This window comes from Butyricimonas sp. BSD2780061689_150309_C8 (assembly GCF_015560935.1).
GTDB lineage: Bacteria > Bacteroidota > Bacteroidia > Bacteroidales > Marinifilaceae > Butyricimonas > Butyricimonas paravirosa.
Window position 1 is genome coordinate 32979 of the sequence record NZ_JADMSV010000025.1, and the last position, 23501, is coordinate 56479.

General features: G+C 44.7%; 21 protein-coding genes. 13 read left to right on the forward strand and 8 right to left on the reverse strand.

Going from position 1 to position 23501, the window contains the following annotated elements; translation table 11 throughout:
* Positions 1-23: 23 nt before the first annotated feature.
* Entirely contained in the window at positions 24-1109 is a 1086-nt protein-coding gene (prfA, locus tag I2I33_RS16200) for a peptide chain release factor 1 (RefSeq protein ID WP_087421953.1), read from the forward strand.
* A gap of 39 nt (positions 1110-1148) precedes the next feature.
* Positions 1149-1976 carry an orotidine-5'-phosphate decarboxylase gene (gene pyrF, locus I2I33_RS16205; protein ID WP_087421952.1) on the forward strand — a complete coding sequence of 276 codons (828 nt, stop codon included), beginning with the start codon at positions 1149-1151 and terminating at the stop codon, positions 1974-1976.
* A 426-nt stretch (positions 1977-2402) separates the two neighbouring features.
* On the opposite strand, the gene I2I33_RS16210 is transcribed toward pyrF, so the two are convergent.
* Genes I2I33_RS16210 through I2I33_RS16225 form a run of 4 tightly spaced genes read right to left on the reverse strand, consistent with a single transcriptional unit; the run spans position 2403 to position 7029 of the window.
* On the reverse strand, positions 2403-2966 hold the full coding sequence (locus I2I33_RS16210) for an AAA family ATPase (protein WP_087421951.1): 564 nt from the start codon (positions 2964-2966) through the stop codon (positions 2403-2405).
* A gap of 2 nt (positions 2967-2968) precedes the next feature.
* On the reverse strand, positions 2969-3793 hold the full coding sequence (locus I2I33_RS16215; RefSeq protein ID WP_087421950.1) for an HAD-IIB family hydrolase: 825 nt from the start codon (positions 3791-3793) through the stop codon (positions 2969-2971).
* 36 nt (positions 3794-3829) lie between these two features.
* Entirely contained in the window at positions 3830-4699 is an 870-nt protein-coding gene (locus tag I2I33_RS16220; protein ID WP_087421949.1) for a pyridoxamine kinase, read from the reverse strand.
* A gap of 38 nt (positions 4700-4737) precedes the next feature.
* Complete coding sequence (locus I2I33_RS16225; RefSeq protein ID WP_087421948.1) at positions 4738-7029, reverse strand: ATP-binding protein; 2292 nt, start codon at positions 7027-7029, stop codon at positions 4738-4740.
* A 285-nt stretch (positions 7030-7314) separates the two neighbouring features.
* On the opposite strand from I2I33_RS16225, the gene I2I33_RS16230 reads away from it, so the two are divergent.
* On the forward strand, positions 7315-9495 hold the full coding sequence (locus I2I33_RS16230; protein ID WP_087421947.1) for a glutamine synthetase III: 2181 nt from the start codon (positions 7315-7317) through the stop codon (positions 9493-9495).
* 3 nt (positions 9496-9498) lie between these two features.
* On the opposite strand, the gene I2I33_RS16235 is transcribed toward I2I33_RS16230, so the two are convergent.
* The gene (locus I2I33_RS16235) at positions 9499-10152 is read right to left on the reverse strand and encodes a hypothetical protein (protein ID WP_229128347.1); all 654 of its coding nucleotides are present in this window, start codon (positions 10150-10152) and stop codon (positions 9499-9501) included.
* 268 nt (positions 10153-10420) lie between these two features.
* On the opposite strand from I2I33_RS16235, the gene I2I33_RS16240 reads away from it, so the two are divergent.
* From I2I33_RS16240 to I2I33_RS16260, 5 genes are all read left to right on the forward strand, one after another.
* Complete coding sequence (locus tag I2I33_RS16240) at positions 10421-11104, forward strand: hypothetical protein (protein ID WP_087421946.1); 684 nt, start codon at positions 10421-10423, stop codon at positions 11102-11104.
* Positions 11105-11151: 47 nt separating this feature from the next.
* Complete coding sequence (locus I2I33_RS16245) at positions 11152-11958, forward strand: KilA-N domain-containing protein (protein WP_087421945.1); 807 nt, start codon at positions 11152-11154, stop codon at positions 11956-11958.
* A 68-nt stretch (positions 11959-12026) separates the two neighbouring features.
* Positions 12027-12455: a hypothetical protein gene (locus I2I33_RS16250; protein WP_087421944.1), complete on the forward strand. Its 429-nt coding sequence runs from the start codon at positions 12027-12029 to the stop codon at positions 12453-12455.
* A 104-nt stretch (positions 12456-12559) separates the two neighbouring features.
* Positions 12560-12856, forward strand: a complete 297-nt coding sequence (locus I2I33_RS16255) for a hypothetical protein (protein WP_087421943.1) — start codon at positions 12560-12562, stop codon at positions 12854-12856.
* Positions 12857-12904: 48 nt separating this feature from the next.
* Positions 12905-14119, forward strand: coding sequence for a sodium ion-translocating decarboxylase subunit beta (locus I2I33_RS16260; RefSeq protein WP_087421942.1), 1215 nt, complete (start codon positions 12905-12907; stop codon positions 14117-14119).
* Between the two features lie 66 nt (positions 14120-14185).
* Here the strand turns inward: I2I33_RS16260 and I2I33_RS16265 are convergent, their stop codons facing one another.
* A complete protein-coding gene (locus tag I2I33_RS16265) occupies positions 14186-15568 on the reverse strand; it encodes an aminopeptidase C (RefSeq protein ID WP_087421941.1) in 1383 nt (460 codons plus the stop codon).
* A 70-nt stretch (positions 15569-15638) separates the two neighbouring features.
* Positions 15639-17030: a dihydrolipoyl dehydrogenase gene (lpdA, locus tag I2I33_RS16270; protein WP_087421940.1), complete on the reverse strand. Its 1392-nt coding sequence runs from the start codon at positions 17028-17030 to the stop codon at positions 15639-15641.
* A 342-nt stretch (positions 17031-17372) separates the two neighbouring features.
* On the opposite strand from lpdA, the gene I2I33_RS16275 reads away from it, so the two are divergent.
* The 3 genes from I2I33_RS16275 to I2I33_RS16285 all read left to right on the forward strand — a co-directional run bounded on the left by I2I33_RS16275 (position 17373) and on the right by I2I33_RS16285 (position 21169).
* A complete protein-coding gene (locus tag I2I33_RS16275; protein ID WP_087421939.1) occupies positions 17373-18245 on the forward strand; it encodes an electron transfer flavoprotein subunit beta/FixA family protein in 873 nt (290 codons plus the stop codon).
* 99 nt (positions 18246-18344) lie between these two features.
* The gene (locus tag I2I33_RS16280; RefSeq protein ID WP_087421938.1) at positions 18345-19364 is read left to right on the forward strand and encodes an electron transfer flavoprotein subunit alpha/FixB family protein; all 1020 of its coding nucleotides are present in this window, start codon (positions 18345-18347) and stop codon (positions 19362-19364) included.
* Between the two features lie 98 nt (positions 19365-19462).
* A complete protein-coding gene (locus I2I33_RS16285) occupies positions 19463-21169 on the forward strand; it encodes an acyl-CoA dehydrogenase family protein (protein ID WP_087421937.1) in 1707 nt (568 codons plus the stop codon).
* A 57-nt stretch (positions 21170-21226) separates the two neighbouring features.
* Here the strand turns inward: I2I33_RS16285 and I2I33_RS16290 are convergent, their stop codons facing one another.
* A complete protein-coding gene (locus I2I33_RS16290; RefSeq protein ID WP_087421936.1) occupies positions 21227-21442 on the reverse strand; it encodes a hypothetical protein in 216 nt (71 codons plus the stop codon).
* A gap of 294 nt (positions 21443-21736) precedes the next feature.
* Here I2I33_RS16290 and I2I33_RS16295 point away from each other — a divergent pair, with 294 nt between their 5' ends.
* Together I2I33_RS16295 and I2I33_RS16300 are read left to right on the forward strand one after the other, a co-directional pair.
* Positions 21737-22045: a DUF3276 family protein gene (locus tag I2I33_RS16295; protein WP_027201254.1), complete on the forward strand. Its 309-nt coding sequence runs from the start codon at positions 21737-21739 to the stop codon at positions 22043-22045.
* Between the two features lie 129 nt (positions 22046-22174).
* On the forward strand, positions 22175-23449 hold the full coding sequence (locus I2I33_RS16300) for a replication-associated recombination protein A (protein ID WP_087421935.1): 1275 nt from the start codon (positions 22175-22177) through the stop codon (positions 23447-23449).
* Positions 23450-23501 lie beyond the last annotated feature (52 nt).

Here is a 23501-nt window from a genome sequence, read left to right on the forward strand (position 1 = left end):
TCGATTATAATTTAGATATATATATGAGCGACAATTCCCTATTAGAGAAATTAGAGACATTTTATATTCGTTTCCGTGAGATCGGGCAGTTGATAACCGACCCGGAGGTGATACAGGACATGAATCGTTTTGTGAAGTTGAATAAAGAGTATCGTGATCTGGAACAGATCGTGGAGGCGGGAGACGAGTTGAAACGTGCGGTGAGTTCTTACGATGAGGCTCAGGAAATATTGAACACGGAGACCGATAAGGAGCTGAAAGAGATGGCAGAGATGGAGCTCGAGGAGCTGGATGCCAAAATTCCCGAATTGGAGTCGAAGGTGAAGATGTTGTTGGTGCCGGCTGATCCGGAGGATTCAAAGAACGTGATTCTTGAAATTCGTGCTGGAACCGGGGGTGACGAGGCCAGTCTTTTCGCGGGGGATTTGTTCCGTATGTATACGAAATTTTGCGAGTCCAAACGTTGGAAAATAGAAATAACCAATTACAGTGAAGGAACTTCTGGGGGATACAAGGAAATTGTGGCGAACATCACGGGTGACGGTGTTTACGGGATTATGAAATACGAGTCGGGAGTACACCGCGTACAGCGTGTTCCGGCAACAGAGACTCAAGGACGGGTTCATACCTCTGCGGCCACGGTGGCTGTACTGCCGGAGGCAGAAGAAGTGGATGTGGTGTTGAATCCGGCAGATATTCGGAAAGATACCTATTGTTCTTCCGGTCCCGGGGGGCAGTCCGTGAACACGACGTATTCCGCTATCCGTTTGACGCATATTCCCACGGGTATCGTGGTGACTTGTCAGGACGAGAAGTCGCAGTTGAAGAATTTGGCAAAGGCAATGACCGAGTTGCGTTCTCGTATTTACGCGATCGAGCATCAGAAGTATTTAGACGAGATAGCTACAAAACGGAAAACAATGGTTTCCACAGGTGACCGTTCCGCCAAGATTCGTACTTACAATTATCCGCAAGGACGTGTGACTGATCATCGTATCAATCTGACGCTTTATAACTTGGCTGCCGTTATGGATGGCGAGTTGGGCGAGATTATCGAGAAATTGCAGATCGAGGAGAACACGGAAAAATTGAAGGAAAGCGGATTTTAAAGATAAAAGTTAAAAACTAAAAGATAAAAGTTAGAAGGTATGACTTATAACGAGTTATTTGAACAGGTAAAAAATAAAAAGTCCTTCCTTTGCGTGGGCTTGGATTCAGATATAAAGAAATTACCTCAACACCTGATGGGAGCGGAGGATCCCGTGTACGAGTTTAATAAAGCTATCGTGGATGCGACGGCAGACGTGGCAATTGCCTATAAACCTAATATCGCATTTTACGAGAGTAACGGGGTTTCCGGGTGGATCACGTTGGAGAAAACGGTGAAATACATCAAATCAAAATATCCTGAGATCTTCTTGATTGCCGATGCTAAACGCGGGGACATTGGAAATACATCCGAGATGTACGCCCGTGCTTTCTTGGAGACTATGGAATTTGATTCTATCACGGTGGCTCCTTATATGGGAGAGGATTCCGTGACCCCGTTTCTGAAATACGAGGGCAAATGGGTGATCCTGTTGGCATTGACCTCTAATAAAGGAGCTTTTGATTTCCAATTCTTTGAAGAGAATGGCGTGAAATTGTATGAACGGGTTTTGCGTAAATCTCAGGAGTGGGGAAATGACCAGAACATGATGTATGTCGTGGGGGCCACGAAAGCGGAAATGTTGAGCGGTATCCGTGAGATCGTCCCGAATCACTTCTTGCTGGTTCCGGGAGTGGGAGCGCAAGGTGGTAGTTTGGAAGAGGTCGCAAAATACGGTATGAACTCCCATTGTGGGTTGATCGTGAACTCTTCTCGTGGGATTATTTTTGCGGATAAGACCGAGAATTTTGCCGTGAGAGCGAGAGAAGAGGCCGTGAAGTTGCAACAACAGATGGCAGGATTGCTTGCTGCCAAAGGGGTGATTTAAGAGAAAGAGACGGAACTATATGCAGGAGGAGCTGTCCAAAAAGTCATTTTTCAACAACTACCCCCTCCAACTCCCCCTTACACAGGGGGAGTTGGAGGGGGTAGTTGTTGAAAAATGACTTTTTGGACAGCCCCTTTTTGATTTATAAAGAGATTAATTTTTGTTATTGCAAAATGCTTGCTAAATAGATGGTAATTTATAGAAAATATTTTCTATAATTAAGGTGTTAACAGATAGGTCTAATCCAAGGAAACACAGGAATGTATTAAAAACTCGTCTCGAAAAGGAAGGTCATGAGTTGACTACAATTTGTAGTCAACTGAAATTGTCCTCGTCCGATTGTAAATATTTATAGAACGGAGGTTGTTGATACAGAGTAATTATTTCGGTTAACACCATCTTTCGTTTTTCCCGTTGACGAGATCATCATGGACGATCGGGGATATGTTGTTTAAGTGTGTTGATTACAAAATTTGCACGCTCTTCTGGTGTCCCTTTAGGCACGATTATGGGCGAGTAATCAAGTTGTTGGTAGGTGACGAGCATAACATCGTAGGTTTCGACGGCTTCTTGGTAGGTTTGTTTGCGTTCGGAATCGGTTTCGTAGATCTCGGGCCAAGGGGGAAGAATGAATACCTGCGGATTGTAGCGGAAATCTTGAACGGCATGTTGGAGTTCGGGAGATGGGGATTGATGGGTGAGGTGTACGTAAGCGAGGGTGTCGGGGATACCCCGGTCGAAGAAAAGAACAGATTCCTGTTTTTGGTGCTGTTTGAATGATTCCACGGAGCGGGAAAGCATAAGTTGGGTATAAGCGGGAATGTTTGCCCAAGGGAGGGCATCTCCGTTTCGGGAGGTTTGTTCCCGGATAATCTCCCGGGCTACTTCGGGAACATACGGAAAACCTTGTTTGGCCAATGCCTCTAGTAAGGTCGTTTTGCCAACACCGGGTCCCCCGGTGATGACAAAGAAGTTCGGTTTATAAATCATGTTTACAAGTTTAGAGCGTGCCGGATGAAAACGGCGAGTCCGTTATCTTCGTCCGCGGGCATGTTATCGAATTGATCCCGTAGTGGTTTCGGGGCATTGGACACGATGAACGGGTGACCGCAACGTTTGAGAAAATCAAGGTCGTTATAGTCATTCCCGAGTCCGGCACATTCATCGTAATGAATACCTAGCTGATCAAGGAGTAACTGGCAAGACGTACCTTTATTGACATCGGGAGCGAAAACTTCGGTCCAGATGGCTTGGTTGTCGATGGGGGACGTGGAACGGATCACGGAGTAGGTTGATAATTTTTGTTGAATATCACCGTGAAGTTGAAGTTGTTGTGCGTCTAGGATAACAAGAAATTGAGTGGCCCCGCCCTGTATCTCGTCGATTGAAGAGATAGGGATTCCCAAGCCGGGATAATTTTCGATACGGCGTCGGAAATCTTCGTGAAGAGAGGAGATATTCCGGTAATAAAAATGATGGTTGTCGGGAATTCTTTGCTGTATAGTAAAATTTATATCGTATTTCCAGAGGTGGGTAGCGATGTCTAGTGTTTCTTCGGCCGATAATTCCCGGGTGAGAAGAATCTCTTTGTCATCCCAGTGCATGATGCCGGCCCCGGAAGAAAATACCATATAATCCACCGGAAGGCCCTCGGGTAGCGTGTTGTTGAGAGAGAATACGGAACGCCCCGTGGCTAGGATGCGAATCACGCCTTGTTGGCCCGCCTCTTCCAGTGCAACCCGGTTTTCCTCGCTTATCTGGTGCCAGTTGCGGGGAAGTGTGGTTCCATCCAGATCAATAATGATAGCTTTAATCATGTAATAAGTTTAAATATTATTTTCAATTCTCCATTTTCAATTTTCAATTGTCTCGACGAGTTCATACTTGTAATAAGGTAATGGTTCGTTGAGGTAGTGGAGTACTTTTTCTTGATTCATGCCGTCGAGGGGATTATGAGCGTAGCCGAAGGTGGCTTTAATTCCCATATTGATAAAGTGTACGGCCCGGTCGAGGGCTTCCGGGAGACTGTCTCCATTGAGCATACATCCCGTGATCACGCTGGCGAAAGCGTCGCCCGTGCCGGGATATGAGGCCGGGATGTAGTCACATAGTACTCTCCAAGTCCGGTGATCCAAGCGGTTATAAGCGAGAGTGGCCACGTTTTGAGCATTGCTTCCGGGTGCGGAGGTGATAATCACGTGTTCCGGGCCGAGTTCGCTCAACTGTTTGCACCATTGTATCGCGGTTTCCACGGAGATCTCTTGTTGTGGGTTATGCCCGAGCAGAAAGGCTGCTTCCGTCAAGTTCGGGGTGATCACCTTGGCTTGGGAACAAAGTTTCCGCATTCCTTCCACCATGTCGGGTGTCATGCTGGAATATAATTCCCCGTGGTCTCCTAGTACGGGATCGACGAGAATGAAATTTTGGTCATTCTTGAAATGTGCGAAGAAATCACTGACGATGCCCATCTGTTTCACGGAGGCCAGGTAGCCCGTGTAAATGGCGTCAAATTGGAGTTGTAACTCTTTCCAGTGAGAGATAAAACTTTCCATGTAATCGGTCAGATCCAGCGAGCGGAAATCCTTGTATTCGCTATGGGCGGATAGTATGGCGGTGGGAAGGGGGCAAACCTGGAATCCCATGTGTGTCAGTATGGGGATGGCCACGGTCAATGAAGCTCTTCCGTAGCCAGACAGGTCGTGAATGGCGGCAATTTTCTTCATGATTAATCGTTTTCTTTATTCCCCAAAGGTAATAAAATTTATTTCAGTGGAACATACGGCAAGGTGAACCAAAAAGTGGAACCTTTGCCTTCCTCTGAATTGACGCCTATTTTTCCTCCTAGTTTCGAGATAATTGTTTCACTGATGGCTAATCCCAGTCCCGTTCCCTGGGCAAAATTATTCAGTTTGATAAAGCGGCCGAATACTTTCTCTTTTTTATCGGGTGCAATCCCGCAACCCGTGTCCGAGACGTAAAAATAGAGTGTGCCGGGTGACGAGAGTCTGTAACCTAGTTTTATGCTCCCTTGGTGAGTAAACTTGATGGCATTCGTGATGAAGTTGTTTATAACTTGGAATATGCGATTTCGTTCTGTTCTGATAATGCACTGTGGCAAACGTTCTTCCACGCTGAACGTGACATCGGGATTTATCATTTTAAGCAGGGTCGCTTGGGCGATTTCTTCAATGAGGCTATTTATATCTACTTTCGAGTACACGAACTCCAACGTCCCAGCCTCAATTTTAGAGAGGTCGAGAATGTCATTGATTAATTGTAGTAACAGGTTATTATTATTTTTTATGATTTTAATATATTCCTGTCTTTCTGTTTCATCTTCCGTCATGGCGAGAATCTCAGAGAAACCCACGATCGAGTTGAGTGGAGTGCGGATTTCATGACTCATGTTTGCTAAAAATGCAGATTTCAAGCGGTTGCTTTCCTCGGCCTGCTCTTTGGCATGTAATAGCTTTTGTTCCATTTGTTTACGTTCCGTGATCACGATACTTGACCCGATGATGGTTTTCGGTTTTCCCGTGCTATCGTATTCGTAAACGGTTCCTTGCTTGTTGACCCACTCGTATTCCCGGTCATTGTACCAGTGTACGAGGTATTCCTCGTGAAATTCTTTGCGTTTACCTGTTAGGAGTTCATTGAACACGTCACGCATATGTTCCCGGTAGTCGGGATGTATCGAGTTGATATACTTTTCGACTTTACAGTAGTATTTGCCGTCAATGGCAAAGAGAGCGTCTTCATGATGGTAGATGTCGTAATCACAGGAGAAGGTTAACGATGGAACGTCGCAATCCCATGGGAGGACGTTTGCCAGGCTGAGGACGGAGGAAAGCGAGGAATTCGTGATTTCCAGTTCCTCTTTGGCATCCCTCAATGAAGTTTCCAGCCTTTTGTAATCATCAATAGAACAGGATGTCCCTATTAGACGGTTCGTGTTTTTGTGCGCCCCATCTTCTTTCTGCAAAGCGTTAATTTCAACCCATTTATAATTTCCGCAATGTCTGAAATCCGCCCGGAAGGTGAATCTTATCCGGTATACTTTTCCCCGGATAAGGTTGTTAAACTCTTTCGTTACACGTTCCCGATCGTCCGGGTGAATGGCGTTGTAGAATTTAGCCATCGGTATTTTCAGGTCCCATTCGAGGGTGTCCCTGTAAATGCCTTTTAATTGCAGGGAGTTGGTTATGAACACTTGTTCTTCGATATCATACATCCAAAGGGCGTGTTTCGTGATATTCAGGGCGAGAATCAATTTTTGGGTAAGGGATTTGATTTCTTCCTGTTGTTTTTGCATATTACTTATATCCAATGCTGTACACACGAGCCACTTCACGTTATCTTCCGTGAAGAGATGTTTGGTGATTAACAGCGTGTGTTCCAAGTTGTCGGAGAGAATGAATTTCTCGGCTCCTTGATAAGATGTTTTCCCCGCGGCCAGTTTCCGGTCGAATTCTTGCATTTGTCGGGCTCTTTCTTCACTTGTGATCAGCTCTTCCGAGTTCCCGATCATTTCTTCGGCTGTACGCCCGAATATGGCCGATCGCTCGCTCCAGAATATATAACGTTCCGTGTTCATGTCTTTGATTGAAATGGGGAACTCTATACTTTCGAGTACCCGGTTCAAAAAGAGCTGTAATTTTTCGGTCTCTGTTTTTCTCAACGTGTAATCGGTGATGTCTCGCATGAAAGCGATCACTTGATTGTTCGGGAGTAGGGCAGTGTGAACATCAAAAAAGTACTTGATATTTTTTACCGGGAGATAGATGTCAAAATATCGGGGAGCCTTTTCCTCCCGTGTCTTTTGGAGTTGTTCCTGAAAATAGTTTTTGCTTTCCGGTTCTTCAATGAGTTCTTCCAAAGTTTTACCGATCATCTCTTCCGGAGGATAAGGGATATGCTCGAGGATGGGATTGAGTAAGCTGACTAGATGATATGACTCATCAAAGATAATCATCATGTTCGGGGTTGCGGCCAGTATAGCCTCCTGCATTTCCACCGACGGTTTTGTTCCGAAAGTTGAAGAATATTCTGACATATATAATACTATTTTGTACGCCTTTACTCCCTGTTGGGGGATGTTCTTCAAATGTACGTTTTTTTTTATTTATTTAGTCATGTATATAATTGTTTATTTTTATGGGGGCGGGTATTATAAAGTGAATATAAATAATCATGGGTGTATTTTATGGGGGTGTGTCTCGTGAAATTTGATTTTTTAGAGAGATTGTGTCAAAAATATAGGGGTATGTATTGAAAATAAATAATATTTTATATATTTGACCCCTGAAAATATAGGGTTCACTTCTTAAAATGCAAATTTATGGCAAAATTTAGATTCTTAGCTTTACAAGAGATTGCCCGTCGTAAACCCGTGGAGTGCGGGGAACGTCCCAGGTGTTCTGTCGTGTTTGGAGAAAACGTGTTTTCAATGGATAAAATGCGTCACTATCTTTCCATCGAAGCCTATAAAAAACTGGAAAAGGCAATGTCTGAAGGATTGGCGATCGATCGAGGATTGGCTGATCAAGTGGCTGCCGCGATGAAGGCTTGGGCTGTTGAGCGGGGAGTTACTCACTACACGCACTGGTTTCATCCCTTGAACGGTGCTACGGCAGAGAAACATGATTCTTTTATTGATTTATTGCCGGATGGTGACGTGATCGAATCATTTGACGGGCGACTACTTGTCCAGCAAGAACCCGATGCATCCAGTTTCCCGAACGGGGGAATTCGTAACACGTTCGAGGCTCGCGGTTACACGGCCTGGGACCCGGCGTCTCCGGCTTTTATAAATAATCGCACGTTATGTATTCCTACGATATTCGTGGCCTACACGGGTGAGGCACTTGATTTTAAAACACCGATGTTGAAGTCGTTGGCCATGATCGACCGGGCAGCGGTGGATATTTGCCAGTATTTCGATAAAGACGTGCAGCGAGTGATTGCCACGCTGGGATGGGAGCAGGAATATTTTCTGGTGGATGAGGCTTTGTATAATGCCCGCCCTGATCTGAAATTATGTGGTCGCACGCTCATGGGCCATTCTTCCGCGAAGGATCAACAGCTGGAGGATCAATATTTCGGTTCCATCCCGGCACGGGTTACGGCCTTCATGGAAGAACTGGAATACGAGTGTCATTGCCTGGGAATCCCGATCAAGACCCGCCATAACGAGGTGGCCCCGAATCAATTCGAATGTGCCCCTATTTTTGAAGAGGCGAATCTGGCTGTCGATCATAATCAGTTGTTGATGTCCACCATGAAAAAGGTGGCTCGTCGTCATAATTTCCGGGTGCTGTTGCACGAGAAACCCTACAAGGGGGTGAACGGTTCGGGTAAACACAATAACTGGTCGTTGTTGACGAACACGGGAGTGAACCTATTGTCTCCGGGCAAGAATCCGAAGTCGAATATGCAGTTCTTGATCTTTCTGGTATCGACAATCAAGGCCGTGTATGAACATGGTGATTTGCTGAAAGCATCGATCGTGTCTCAAGGAAACGAGGCCCGGCTGGGAGGGGACGAGGCACCACCGGTAATTATGTCCGTGTTCTTGGGGAATTACTTGTCGGGTGTGCTTGATGAGTTGGTGGAGAAGGTGAGCGACCGGAAGATGAGTCCGGACGAGAAGACCGAGTTGAAATTGAACGTGGGTAAAATTCCGGAAATTATGCTAGATAACACGGACCGTAACCGTACGTCACCTTTTGCGTTCACCGGGAATCGTTTTGAATTTCGCGCAGTGGGGTCGTCAGCCAATTGCGGGGGACCGATGATTGCGTTGAATGCCGCTGTTGCCGAGCAGTTGATTGCTTTTAAAAGGGAAACGGATGCTTTAATCGAGAAAGGCGTTAAGAAAGACGAGGCAATTTTCCAGATATTGCGTAAATACATCATCGAGTCCAAACCCGTACGTTTTGAGGGGAATGGTTACAGCAAGGAATGGAGGGAAGAGGCCGCCCGTCGGGGATTGTCCACGGTGGTGGATTGTATCCCGGCTTTAAAGGCTTATTGCTCGGAGAAGGCCAAGCGGTTGTTCGTGGACAACGGGATATTGAGTGAACGGGAGCTGGAAGCGCGTTTCGAGATCAAGAATGAAATTTATTTGAAGAAATTGCAGATAGAATCTCGTGTATTGGGAGATCTCGTCTTGAATCACATTATCCCGACCGCGATCACTTACCAGAATACTCTGTTGACGAACGTGACGGCGCTGAAGAATATCCTGCCGGACTACGAGTCTGTGGCTGACGTGCAAATTGAGGCCATCCGCACGATTTCCTATCATATCCGGGAGATCCAGACGATGGTGTCTGATATGACGGAAGCTCGCAAACAAGCTAACGCGATTGCCGATGAAGTGGCACGGGCCGAGGAATACACGGAAAAGGTTCGCCCCTATCTGGAGAAGATCCGTTATCACGTGGATAAGCTGGAATTACTCGTGGACGACGAGATCTGGCCGTTGCCGAAATACCGGGAACTGTTGTTCTCCCGGTAGATTTTATACTTGGGTGTACTCGCTTGGTGAAAATCGGGCGAGTTCGCTATCTCCAAAAAATAAATAAAGATGTAGTGGTGTCCCTTCCGGTTGATCCCCGGAGGGGATTTCTATGGTTACGTTTTCGTCGCCCCTGCGAGCGGGTATGTCACGAAGTAGACAGGGAGAACGTCGTAGCGTGTCGTAGAAATAGCCCACGAACACTTGGTCCGAGGCGCTTGCTTTCGGGCAATCGATGCCGTTTTCCCAGTTCAAAGTGACCGTCCACCCGTTGCGTTCCGTGCCGGTGATGACGGGGGCTTCTAGTGTTCCCAAAGAAAAACGGAAAGTTTTGAATGCCCATACTCCTTTGCCCGGGAGTAGGCACCCTCCGTTGGTTGAATGGAATAAAGAGTCGCTCTTGGAAAACCCTCTCTCCCGGGCTGCGATTCGCCATATTAGTAAGTCTCCGATAGCCCGTTTGTAAATTTTCCACATTTTGCGGGCTTCCGTGAATCGGTCCGTGGTTTGCTTCTCTCCCTCTGTTCTGGATTTTCTGGGTCCCCGGGTGGATTTGCATTTCCGGACTTTCCCTCCGTACAAGAAATAAGTATACCCGTCGACTTTAACCGGGCCGTTTGCAAGTATGGCTAAAAATAGAGGAGAGGTTATGTCCATGTCAATACTGATTTAAAAATGAATAATTGATGAATACCGGTGCAATAGTAGTAATAATATTTTGAATAAACAATACCTATACTTTATGAACCTTATTATATATAAGGTTCATATAAGGTTTCTATAAGGTATCTATAAGGTTCATGAAGGTATTGATCTGGTATTCTTCAAAAAATGAAGATAAATTTTTATTTCAACTTTTCTACTACTTAGCTTTATTTTAGAATTAATTGTCGTATATTGCGGGTCTTAATTAAATAAAAGGATTATGGCGGAATTTGTAAACTCTATTGGTCAGGTGCGGGGAAAATTCGGAAACGTGGTTGCCTATGTGCGGGCTAACGGTAAGAATTATTGTAAAGGTGCGAGTATTTCTCGTAAACCTAGCACGGAGTCGCAAAAGCAACAGGCTGCGGCGTTTGCTGTTGTGGTGAGTAGAAAGGGATGGATGGCTCGGGCGATTCGATTGGGATTTCCGGGAAATCAATACCCGAAAGGTTTTAACGGGTTCACGAGTGCGAACGTGACAACGGCCGTGACGGTTGAAAAGGTTAATCCCATGAAACCAATGGTCCGCTATAAGAAAGCTACCCAGGAATACCGGGGTATTATTGATTATTCGAAACTTCGCGTGGCGGCGGGTGCGCTTGTCAGCCCGGTAGTTGTTTGCAAGGTGGAGGCCGAGAACCGGAAGGTGCATTTTTCGCATCAAGGAATGGTTGTGGAGGCTATAGATTGTTTCTTGGATGACGAGATTTATGGTGTACTTCTTCACGAATCGACACATTCCTGTGAAGTGATGCGATTAGGAATGCGTGGGGAGGATTGGAACGAGAGCGTGGATTTCCCGGAAGAGGCAGAAGCGGAGGGGCTGGTTGTTTATGTTTTTGCCCGTGCGGCAGATGGAAAGGATACTTCTGATTCGGTGTGTTTGTGGAGTAAAGGGAAATGAAAAGATTATAATGTATTTTTGTAAATATAAATTAGAAATTAAGGATCATGGCGAAAATAACAGTAAAAAATACGAGTGTTTCGGTGATTAAAGTGGATGATTTTGACTATATTTCTATCACGGACATTGCTAAATATAAGACCTCCGAGCCAGATATCGTGATTGCAAACTGGATGCGTAACAGGATGACGATTGAATATTTAGGATTGTGGGAAATTCTATATAATCCTAATTTTAAACCCCTCGAATTCGAGGGGTTTAAAAAAGAGGCAGGTTTAAATGCTTTTACTCTTTCGCCTAAAAAATGGATAGAGACGACAAATGCCATGGGTATTATTTCTCGTTCCGGACGTTATGGCGGAACATTTGCGCATAAAGATATTGCGTTTAAGTTTGCCAGCTGGGTTTCTGTTGAGTTTGAATTATATATAATCAAGGAATTCCAGCGTCTGAAAGAACAGGAGCAAGCTCAACTCGGTTGGTCGGCCAAACGAGAGCTTTCAAAAATCAACTACCATATCCACACGGATGCGATTAAGCAAAATCTGATCCCGGAAGAGCTTTCTCCGGCACGGGTTTCTCAAGTGTATGCTAATGAGGCTGACGTACTGAACGTGGCCATGTTCGGGATGACGGCTTTCGAATGGCGGGAGGCGCATTCGGATTTGAAAGGTAATATTCGGGATTATGCCACGATCAATGAGTTGATCTGCCTTTCGAACATGGAAAATTTGAATGCCGTTTTTATTCAGGAAGGTATGGCTCAACAAGAGCGTTTGTTGAAATTGAACCGGATTGCCATCCAGCAAATGCGAGTGTTGGCGGACATGGACGGACGGAAGCTGATGAAATAAAATTGCTCAAAAAAATGTGTCTGAAAAATTGACAATTCACATAGAATAATTGTAAGTTTGTGCCCGCAATGAAAAAATTCATTATAGGCATATTAATTGGCTTTGTGGCTATTTTTTGTTTGAATGAAATTTCAGACAAAAAGGGACAGTTATCCTCAAGCGTGCTGACTGTTACAGAGCAATATGCCGATGATGCGGAGCATACTTGCGAGCTGTCTTCGCATTCCAGACAAACGCTTGCCAATGAATGGCGTTTTTCGTTTGAGGGGCTGGATGCCGTTAATTTAAGGAGAGATGATACATCGCTGTCTTCTTCCTCCGGTCCGAGAGGGACGAATCCTTCCCGAAACTTGAAGTTTGCATCTACGATCTTAATGTTGTCTTTCTATGATGTTCCGTTGACCAATTGGGATACGAAAAATTTATATTATCATTATTGTTTCGTGAAATCATCGTGTAGGTATTTTGTCTACACATTGAGGAAAATAATTATTTAGCGTCTGGTTTATTTATGAGTGTACGTGCAGGTATCCGGTGGGGTAGCTGTGATGAGGTGTGTATTCATTTTATTTACGTTGTTCATATTTAAACTTATATCGCTATGTCTAATTTATTTTTATTCACATTTATAATGTTGATCATTACTTTCTTTATCGGTTTTTTTGTTGCCTTGATTATAAAAATAATTGCTTCTTGGGCTGATCTCCTTGATTTTTGTCAATTACATAGGGAGGAACTTGCAGAGATAAAAAGGATCAAGAAATTGCAGCGTCAGACGGTGGCTGTTACGGTTCAATCCGGAAGGGAGAACTTGGTTGCCGAGAAGAATCAACATATGGCTCATCGCTTGCAAGAGACTGTTCACGGCGTGAAATCGGATAAAAGAGCCGCTGTTTAATTTTGGCAGGTCGTATTCTTTCTATAATCTTATCAGATTTATATTGCGATGGAAAATATAGATGTTCTTAATTTATTCCAAGGTATTGGAACGATGGTCGCTAGTGGATGGTTTCTTGCCATTGCTCGGGTGGTGCTGGTCATGATTGGTTTTTTGTTGATTTATTTGGGATGGAAGGGTATCCTTGAACCCATGATTATGATTCCGATGGGGTTGGGTATGATCGCGATTAATTGCGGAACGTTGATCATGCCTGACGGTTCATTAGGGAATCTTTTTTTGGACCCGATGCTCACGGATACCGATGAGTTGATGAATGTGATGCAGATTGACTTCCTGCAACCGATATATACCCTGACATTTAGTAACGGGTTGATAGCCTGTTTCGTGTTTATGGGGATCGGGACGCTGTTGGATGTCGGGTATTTGCTCCAAAGACCTTTTGTTAGTATTTTTTTGGCCTTATGTGCGGAACTTGGGACATTTCTGACCGTACCGATTGCGTCGGCCATGGGATTAACGTTGAAAGAGAGTGCCTCCGTTGCCATGGTAGGTGGAGCTGACGGGCCGATGGTCTTGTTCACTTCTCTGGTGCTTGCCAAACATCTGTTTGTACCGATTACGGTGGTAGCTTACCTGTATTTGGGATTAACGTATGGAGGGTATCCGTATCTGGTTAAGTTATTGATCCCGAAACGTCTGCGTGCGATTAAAATAACCAATCGAAAGGAGCCGAAACAATACGGGGCCAAGGTAAAACTAGCTTTTGCCGTCATTCTTTGTGCCGTGTTGTGCTTTATGTTCCCCGTGGCTTCCCCTCTTTTCTTCTCGTTGTTTATCGGGGTTGCCGTTCGTGAGTCCGGGATGAAACATGTTTATGACTTTGTGAGTGGGCCATTGCTGTACGGGTCAACGTTCATGTTGGGAATGTTACTAGGTGTTTTGTGCGATGCGCATTTGTTACTTGATCCCAATATTATCAAATTGTTGATTTTAAGTGTGCTGGCATTACTACTCTCCGGTATCGGTGGTATTATCGGTGGTTATGTGATGTACTTTATCAAGAAAGGAAATTACAATCCTGTTATTGGTATTGCAGCCGTCAGTTGCGTGCCGACCACGGCAAAGGTGGCTCAGAAAATAGTCAGTAAAGAAAATCCTGAATCCTTCATATTAGGAGATGCTCTGGGTGCTAATATTTCGGGAGTGATTACTTCCGCTATTATCACCGGAGTATATGTTTCTTTTATTCCGTATTTATAGTAAGTGTTTTTGAAAAGTAACGCCCGGAGGGATCTCCGGGCGTTATGCTTTTTGTTTGAATTTCTTTTAGAACATATAGTCCCACATCGGCAGCAAGATCGGTTTCTGATCTAATGCTTTCAATGCCTTTTCTCCCAAATATTTTTTGTGAATAACTACCCGGAAGATGTATTCGTCAAACCATTTGTCGGTGAAGGTGAGGTAACCGTTGTGTCCGGCTTGCGGACCCCAGCTGTTCTCGAATTCCCATTTCGTGGGTTTGCCGTTCGCATCAACATCCACTGCAACCAATGACATGGCGTGAGCAGAACCGCTTTGGCGGGTCAGGATACGGGTTTTCTTGTCCATGGAGAAGTCTACACCCATCAACGAGTTGTAGTCGTACATTTCCGGATCAAGAATTCCGGTTTCACGGTTGAAATATTTGCCCACGTCGCTGGAGGTATACATGGCCTCGTTGCCTTTGATAGAGGCGATGGCTGCTGTTTTGATGTCTTCGTTCGGCAGGTTCAGATATACCCAGTTGATCCCCTCGACGGTGTTCCGGTAGTTCTGAATATCATATACTTTATAATATTCCCGGGTTGGGTCGTTCATGATCATGATGTAATTTTTCGGGCTGTAATCGGCTGGTGTGATCTCCTTGTAGAATTGTTGGGGAGTGTAATTTGCCAGCTCCTTGATTTCCCCGTTTCTATCCTTGTATCTCCAAGTGAATGTGGTTGGCGGTTCGCCTAGGCAAAGAGCCAAGATGCGGTAAATGTCTTTCAGAATAGAGACTTTCTCAGCACGTAGTTCTTTGATCTTTTTACCTTGAGCGGCCATTTCCCGGATGATGTAGCCACCCTTGCGGAGACGCTCGTTGATCAATGATCCCATGGCACTCGTGTTGTTCGAGTGAGCGGTTTCCGGCATGACTTCCTTGGGTACAACACCGTATTTTTCTCCCAGGTTGTAATAGAGGTTCCATACACCGCCGTCACCCACGGGAGCTTGGAACATGAAGGTCACGTCCCGGTCGTCCATCGGCTTGTTGGCCGTGGCAATCATGTTTTCCAGGAAAAGATTAGATTTCTCGAACATATCCCAGAAGTAAAGGTAGTTGTGAGAGAAATCGAATCCCGTGAGGTTATATTTCTCGATAATACTCGGACGTAACACGTTCATGGAGGTAAACATCCAGCAGCGTCCGGAACTTTGCTGATCCGTGATACCCTGTACTTTTACCCGGTATTTGAAATAGTGGTCTATTTTTCCTTGAATCTCCCGATTAAGGGCGTTATCTCGGATATTCTTGTCATTGGTCAACACGTTCTGAATGGCTTTCGTGGAAGCGTCTTTCTGGAAACTCCCCTTGATGTCATTCAGTTCTTTTTCACCGATCGTCTGGGCGCATAGCGACGCCCCGGTCAGTAATAAAGTAACTAATGTAACTTGTATTTTCTTCATAGTTTATTTATTATTGAATTTTATTAAACCTGTAACCTGTCAACTTGTAACCTGTAACGTTGCGCTGCAACTAAATATGGATTACTTCGTCGTAAGCGGCAGCAGCAGCCTCCATCACGGCCTCGCTCATTGTCGGGTGCGGGTGAACCGTTTTGATGATGTCATGAGCGGTAGCTTTTACCTTGCGGGCAAGTACCATCTCGGCGATCATTTCGGTCACGTTCATACCCACCATGTGAGCGCCCAGCAGGGTATTGTCGGCAGCGTTGAAGATCAATTTGATGAATCCTTCGTTTGCTCCGGCTGCGCTCGCTTTGCCTGATGCGGTGAACGGGAATTTACCGATCTTGATTTCATAACCGGCTTCTAAGGCTTTTGCCTCGTTCAGACCAACGGATGCAACTTCCGGAGTCGTGTAGGTACATCCGGGGATGTTAGTATAGTCGATGGGGTCTGTGTGTACTCCCGCGATGTGTTCCACGCAGCAGATAGCCTCGGCAGATGCCACGTGAGCCAATGCCGGGCCGTGAACAATGTCACCGATAGCGTAAACGCCTTCCACGTTCGTGCGGTAGTAGTCGTCTACTTTTACACGACCTCTTTCCATTTCAATATTCAATTCTTCCAGACCGATATTTTCCACGTTCGGGGCGATACCCACGGCGGACAACACGATCTCAGCCTCGTGTACTTCGATTTCGCCTTTCTTATTTTTGATGTTCACTTTCAACAAACCTTCTCCGCTTTCCACGCTTTCCACTGAAGATTTCACCATCACGTCGATTCCGGCTTTCTTGAAAGAACGGCCTACTTGTTTGGATACTTCCTCGTCTTCAAGCGGCAGGATGGTCGGCATGAATTCAACCAACAATACTTTGGTACCCATTGCGTTGTAGAAGTATGCCAATTCGGAACCGATTGCCCCGGAGCCTACCACGATCATGGATTCCGGCTTGTGGTCAAGAGTTAAGGCTTGACGGTAACCGATAATCCGTTTTCCATCCTGAGGGATATTCGGTAACTGACGGGAACGGGCGCCCGTGGCTAAAACGATATGTTGAGCCTCGAAAATGGTCTTTTCTCCGGCGGCATTTGTTACCTCTACGGTTTTGTCTGCGGTCAGTTTTCCATGACCTTCGATCACGGTGATGTTATTCTTCTTGAACAAGTATTGAATTCCTTTGCTCATTTTGTCGGCAACACCCCGGCTGCGAGCGATGATGGCATCGAAATCGGGTGCGGCATTCTCGATTTTTACCCCGTAATCAGCAGCGTGATGGGCGTATTCCAGCACTTGTGCGGATTTAAGCAGGGATTTCGTGGGAATACATCCCCAGTTCAAGCAAATTCCACCCAGTTCGGCACGTTCTACGACGGCCACGGTCATTCCTAATTGAGACGCACGAATGGCAGCCACGTATCCTCCGGGACCACTACCAATTACGATTAAGTCGTATTTCATTTCTTATATTTTTAATAATGTGAATAATTTTAGTGTTGAATCATCGGGACACAAAATTAGGGGAATTGTTTAGAATAGAAAACAAATTCACTTCAAAAGTCGCTTGTAGTACAAATGTCTGTGTGTTATATATTTTATTTCAGAGGTTTATATGGTCATTTTGACAAGAGTTGATGTTAAAATTTTGGTTTTATAAGTTGAAATAGTATCTTTACACGCTTAAAATTTTATTAGTGTTGAAAATATTTGGTATATGGAGTATTCCGTAGCGTGGATTCATGTCTCTGGTTGTAAATCAAAGGAATATTTCATGTCACTTGGAACATAAAATTGGATATTAATATGAAAGGACTAAAAATTGTTGTTCTTGCTAAGCAGGTTCCCGATACGAGAAACGTGGGGAAAGATGCGATGAAAGCAGACGGAACTGTAAACAGGGCAGCTTTACCTGCCATCTTCAATCCTGAGGATTTAAATGCTTTAGAGCAAGCTTTAAGATTAAAAGATACAATTGAAGGGACAACCGTTCATGTACTGACGATGGGACCCGGCCGTGCTGCCGAGATCATCCGTGAGGCTATGTACCGGGGTGCGGATGGAGGTTATTTATTGTCTGATCGTGCTTTTGCCGGTTCGGATACGTTGGCAACTTCTTATGCTTTATCTTGCGCATTACGCAATTTGGAATATGATCTGATTATTTGCGGTCGTCAAGCTATTGACGGGGATACCGCTCAGGTAGGTCCGCAGGTGGCTGAGAAATTAGCTTTGCCGCAAGTGACCTATGCAGAAGAAATTCAAGGTTGTGACGGGAAAATCGTGACGATCAAACGTCGTTTAGAGAGAGGTATTGAAGTGGCTACTTGCCCGATGCCTTGCGTGGTGACCGTGAACGGTTCTGCCGCTCCTTGTCGTCCGAGAAACGCACGTTTCGTGATGAAATACAAGAACGCGAAGGGTACTCAAGAGGCACAGGATGCTAATGAGGATTATTTTGCATTGGTGAACGAACGCCCGTATTTGAAATTGACCGAATGGAGCGTGAATGATATTCAGAGTAATCCGACAGATCTCGGTTTGAGCGGATCACCAACCAAGGTAAAGAATATCGAGAGTGTGGTGTTCCAGGCTAAAGAGGCTAAAGTACTTTCCGGTACGGATGCTGAATTGGATGCCATGATGAAAGAGTTGATAACTAACCATACAATCGGGTAATTTTAGATTTTAAATTGTAAGTTTTAAATTGAAAACTTCTGAAACGAGGCAATTGGAATTTACAAAATCTAAAATCTAAAATCTAAAATTTTAAATGATATGAACAGTGTATTTGTATATTGCGAAATAGAAGAGGGTACGGTTGCTGACGTGAGTCTCGAATTATTGACCAAAGGACGTGCCCTTGCAACAAAACTTGGCGTGAAGCTGGAGGCTATCGCTTTGGGCGAAGGACTGAAAGATGTTGAAAAACAAGTATTCCCTTATGGCGTGGACGTACTTTGGGTAGGTGACGATGCTCGCCTGGCTCCTTACACAACGTTGCCCCACACGAAAATGTTGGTACGTTTGTTTGACGCAGAGAAACCGCAAGTGGCTTTGATGGGAGCAACCAGTGTGGGACGTGATTTAGGTCCTCGTGTGTCCTCTGCATTACATAGCGGTTTGACGGCTGACTGTACGAGTCTTGAAATCGGTGAGTATACCGATGCCAAGAGCGGAAAGAAATACGAGAATTTGTTATACCAGATTCGTCCGGCATTCGGAGGAAATATCGTGGCCACGATCGTGAACCCGGAATGTCGTCCGCAGATGGCTACGGTTCGCGAAGGTGTGATGAAGAAAGAAATCTTCAATCTTCAACATCAGGGAGAAGTGAAGAAATTGAACGTGGACGAGTATTTGGATGATACCGACTTGGTGGTAAAGGTGATCGAGCGTCACATGGAAAAATCCAAAGTGAATATCAAGGCTGCTCCGATCATTGTTTCCGGTGGATATGGTGTAGGTTCTAAAGAGAACTTTAACTTATTATACGAGTTGGCCGCTGTTTTAGGCGGGGAAGTAGGTGCTTCTCGTGCCGCTGTGGATGCCGGATTCTGCGAACACGAACGTCAGATCGGACAGACAGGAACAACGGTTCGTCCTAAATTATATATTGCTTGCGGTATCTCCGGACAGATCCAGCATACTGCCGGGATGGAAGAGTCTTCTATGGTAATTGCTATTAACACGGATGCAAACGCTCCGATTAATAAATTTGCCGATTACGTGATCACGGGTGACTTGAACGTGGTTATCCCCAAAATGATCCAGTATTATAAGAAGAACAGCAAATAATATTGAGTGATTAAGAGATTGACGATTAAGTGATTTTTTAATCACAGAATCGCAGATCATTAAATCACAGAATCACTAAATCTAAAATTAAAAAAGGTATGGCAAATTTCTATACAGATAACGAGGATTTAAAGTTCCACTTGGGACATCCCTTGATGCAGAAGATTGTTGCTTTGAAAGAGCGCAATTTCGAGGATGCAGGGAAATGCGAGATCGCACCGCGTGATTTCGAGGATGCAATGGATAATTATGACAGAGTGTTGGAGATCGTGGGTGATATTTGTGGTAACGTGTTGGCTGAAAATGCCGAGGGCGTGGATCACGAGGGACCGGAAGTAATTGACGGTCGGGTAAAATACGCTCCCGGGACTCAACAGAATCATGATATGCTGGCTCAGGCCGGATTGTACGGTATGTCATTACCGCGTGAGTATGACGGGTTGAACTTCCCGATGGTACCTTACGTGATGGCAGCAGAGTTGGTGTCCCGTGGTGATGGCGGTTTCGCTAATATCTGGGGATTACAGGATTGTGCTGAAACGATTCACGAGTTCGCTAACGAGGAACAAAAACGTCAGTATTTACCCCGTGCCGCTAAAGGCGATACTTACGCCATGGACTTGACCGAACCGGATGCAGGATCGGATTTACAGTCTGTACAATTGAAAGCGACCTATTGCGAGAAAGATGGAAAATGGTATTTGAATGGTGTGAAACGTTTCATTACGAATGGTGACGCTCATATTTCATTGGTACTTGCCCGTTCTGAAGAGGGTACGCACGACGGACGTGGTTTGTCCATGTTTATCTATGACAAAGCTAACGGCGGAATGACCGTTCGTCGTATCGAGAATAAATTGGGTATCAAGGGTTCCCCGACTTGCGAGTTGGTGTTTAAGGATGCTCCGGCTGAATTGGTTGGAGAGCGTAAACTTGGATTGATCAAGTACGTGATGTCTTTGATGAACGGTGCCCGTTTGGGTGTTGGGGCTCAATCTGTGGGTATTGCAGAGGCCGCTTACCGTGAAGGTTTGAAATATGCTCAAGAAAGACGTCAGTTCGGTAAAGCGATTATCGAATTCCCGGCTGTATACGAGATGTTGACCAACATGGAGGCTAAATTACAGGCTGCACGTTCTGTGCTTTACGAGACGAGCCGTTTTGTAGATATGTACAAGGCTTACACGCACATCGCTAACGAGCGGACCTTGAACAAAGAAGAGCGTGAGGAGATGAAGAAATACCAGAAGTTGGCTGACATCTTCACCCCGCTATTAAAATTGTTCTCCAGCGAGTATGCGAACGAGATTGCTTACGACGCTTTGCAGATACACGGAGGTTCCGGGTTCATGAAGGATTACCCGATTGAGCGTTTGGTTCGTGATGCACGTATCACGAATATCTATGAGGGAACTTCTCAGTTGCAGGTCGTAGCAGCCATTCGTGGTGTGACCACGGGACAATTCTTGAAACAAATCCGTGAGGAATACGAGCAAGCTTCTATCCGTCCGGAACAGGAATATGTTCGTGAGATATTGAAAGGTATGACCGGGGCATTCGAGGCTGCCGTGACGAAAGTTACTGCTGTTGGGGAATCGGAATATGTAGATTTCCATGCACGTCGTTTGGTTGAGATGGCAGGATATATCATTTTGGGGTATTTACTGTTGATTGATTCTCAACGTTGTGATCGTTTTGCTAAATCTGCCGAGATCTTTGTGAAATACGGTCAAGCAAAGGTTGCCGGATATGCTGCATTTATCAATGACTTCGAATTGAAGGACTTGGGAATGTATAAAAAATAATAATCTACGAAAAGTATGATCATGAAAAAGGGAGGCTTTGAAACCTCCCTTTTTTATTTATTCTCCTCTTTTTATTTCAATTGGTTTATAACTTGCTCTTTCCTTGCGATCAGTCGTAGCTGCACAACTGATGCCCCGTTCCCTCATGGCTTTGTTTTTCCCGATGTGAGTATCCGGGAATTTCTTTTTCTTACCGAAAAAAGTAGAGATTCCCAGTCCTATAAAAGCCAGACCGATTAACACGGCTATGATGATAAAGTAGGTTCCTATCATAATTGTTTATTTTATATATACAAAAATACCAATATTACTTCGCTTTCCCAAAGAAACGAGCGGGATTCTCGATAGTGATATTTTAAAGATAACCAATGAATTGTAATTTTAATAATAAAAGGGATTTTGATTCGAAATTAGAAAGAAAAGGCCGCAAATTCGTTTTTATATGGTGTTTTACGATGTTTTTTCCGTGTAAAAACGAGAATCGTTAAAAAAAAAGATTAAAAAAGGCTATTTATTACTTTGTTTTTTCTACATTTGAGGTGCAAAGTCAAATAAAATTGAGAAACAATGGAAGGATACGAACAAAACGACGGAATGGATACGAATGATAGAGATGAAATCTATTCCAATGCAGTGAAAGCAGGGAAAAGAACTTATTTTTTTGATGTGAAGGCGACCCGTAATAATGATTACTATTTGACGATCACCGAGAGCAAGAAAAAATTTGATAATAACGGTAATCCAAGCTACGAGAAACATAAAGTGTTCTTGTATAAAGAAGACTTTGACAAGTTTGTCGAGGGCTTAGAAGAGGCTATTGGCGTGGTAAAAGCTGCAATCAATGGCGAACTTCCGGAAAAGAATACTGACCTGTAAATAGTACTGTAATAAAATATTGAAGCGGGATGCACGATAAGTGAATCCCGCTTTTTATATGAACTCCCTTTTATGTTTTTTCTCCACTGAATTTTTGAGTATCTTTGTGTGGACAGAAAGAAGAGAAACATGGAGAATAAGCCGTTGGCAGAGCGAATGAGACCGAAGTCTTTAGAAGACTATATCGGGCAGCAACATCTGGTGGGACCGGGCAAGGTGCTACGAAAGATGATTGATTCGGGAGTTGTGTCTTCCTTTATTTTATGGGGGCCTCCGGGAGTGGGGAAAACGACGTTGGCGATGATTATCGCGGAACAGTTGAAACGTCCGTTTTACGTGTTGAGTGCCGTGAGTTCCGGGGTAAAGGATGTGCGCGAAGTGATTCAGAAAGCCGAGGGACAACGTTTCTTTAATACACCGAATCCCATCCTGTTTATCGATGAAATTCATCGATTCTCGAAGGCCCAGCAAGATTCTTTGCTGGCAGCCGTGGAGAAAGGTACCGTGACGCTTATCGGGGCCACGACTGAAAATCCTTCCTTCGAGGTGATTTCCCCGCTTTTATCCCGTTGTCAGGTGTACGTGCTAAAGTCTCAAGAGAAAAAGGATCTCGAAGACCTGATAGACCGTGCCGTTGCTAAGGATTATTACTTGAGCAAGCGTAATATCACGGTGAAGGAGAAAGAGGCCATGATCTCTTATAGTGGCGGTGATGCCCGAAAATTGTTGAATATCTTGGAGCTGGTGGTAAACGGATTGGGAGAGGGGGATATTGTTATTGACAATGAGGCAGTGCATCGGGAGTTACATGAGAACCCGTTGATGTATGATAAGGACGGAGAACAGCATTATGATATAGTTTCTGCCATGATCAAATCCATCCGGGGAGGAGACCCGAATGCGGCGGTTTATTGGATGGCTCGTATGTTGCAAGGGGGAGAGGATCCGAAGTTTATAGCTCGTCGTTTGATTATTTCCGCGGCGGAGGATATTGGATTGGCTAACCCGAATGCAATTTTGATCGCGAATACTTGTTTTGAGGTCGTGCATAAAATCGGTATGCCGGAAGCTCGGATTCCTTTGTCGGAATGTGTGATTTACTTGGCGACTTCTCCGAAGAGTAATTCCGCTTACCTGGCTATTGATGCGGCCATTGCAACCGTGAAACAGACCGGAAATTCTCCGGTACCGTTACATTTACGTAATGCCCCGACGAAGTTGATGAAAGATTTGAATTACGGGCAGGATTACAAGTACCCGCATGATTATCCGGGAAATTTCGTGGAACAGCCGTATTTGCCGGAAGAATTGAAAGACAAGAAGTTCTACCAACCCCAACAGAATGCACAGGAAGTGAAGATTCTGGAGCGTTTGAAGGCTTGGTGGAGAAAATACAGGGGATGATAATTTAGAATGTAGAGTTTAAAATTTAGAATGAAATCATAAATCTAAAGTT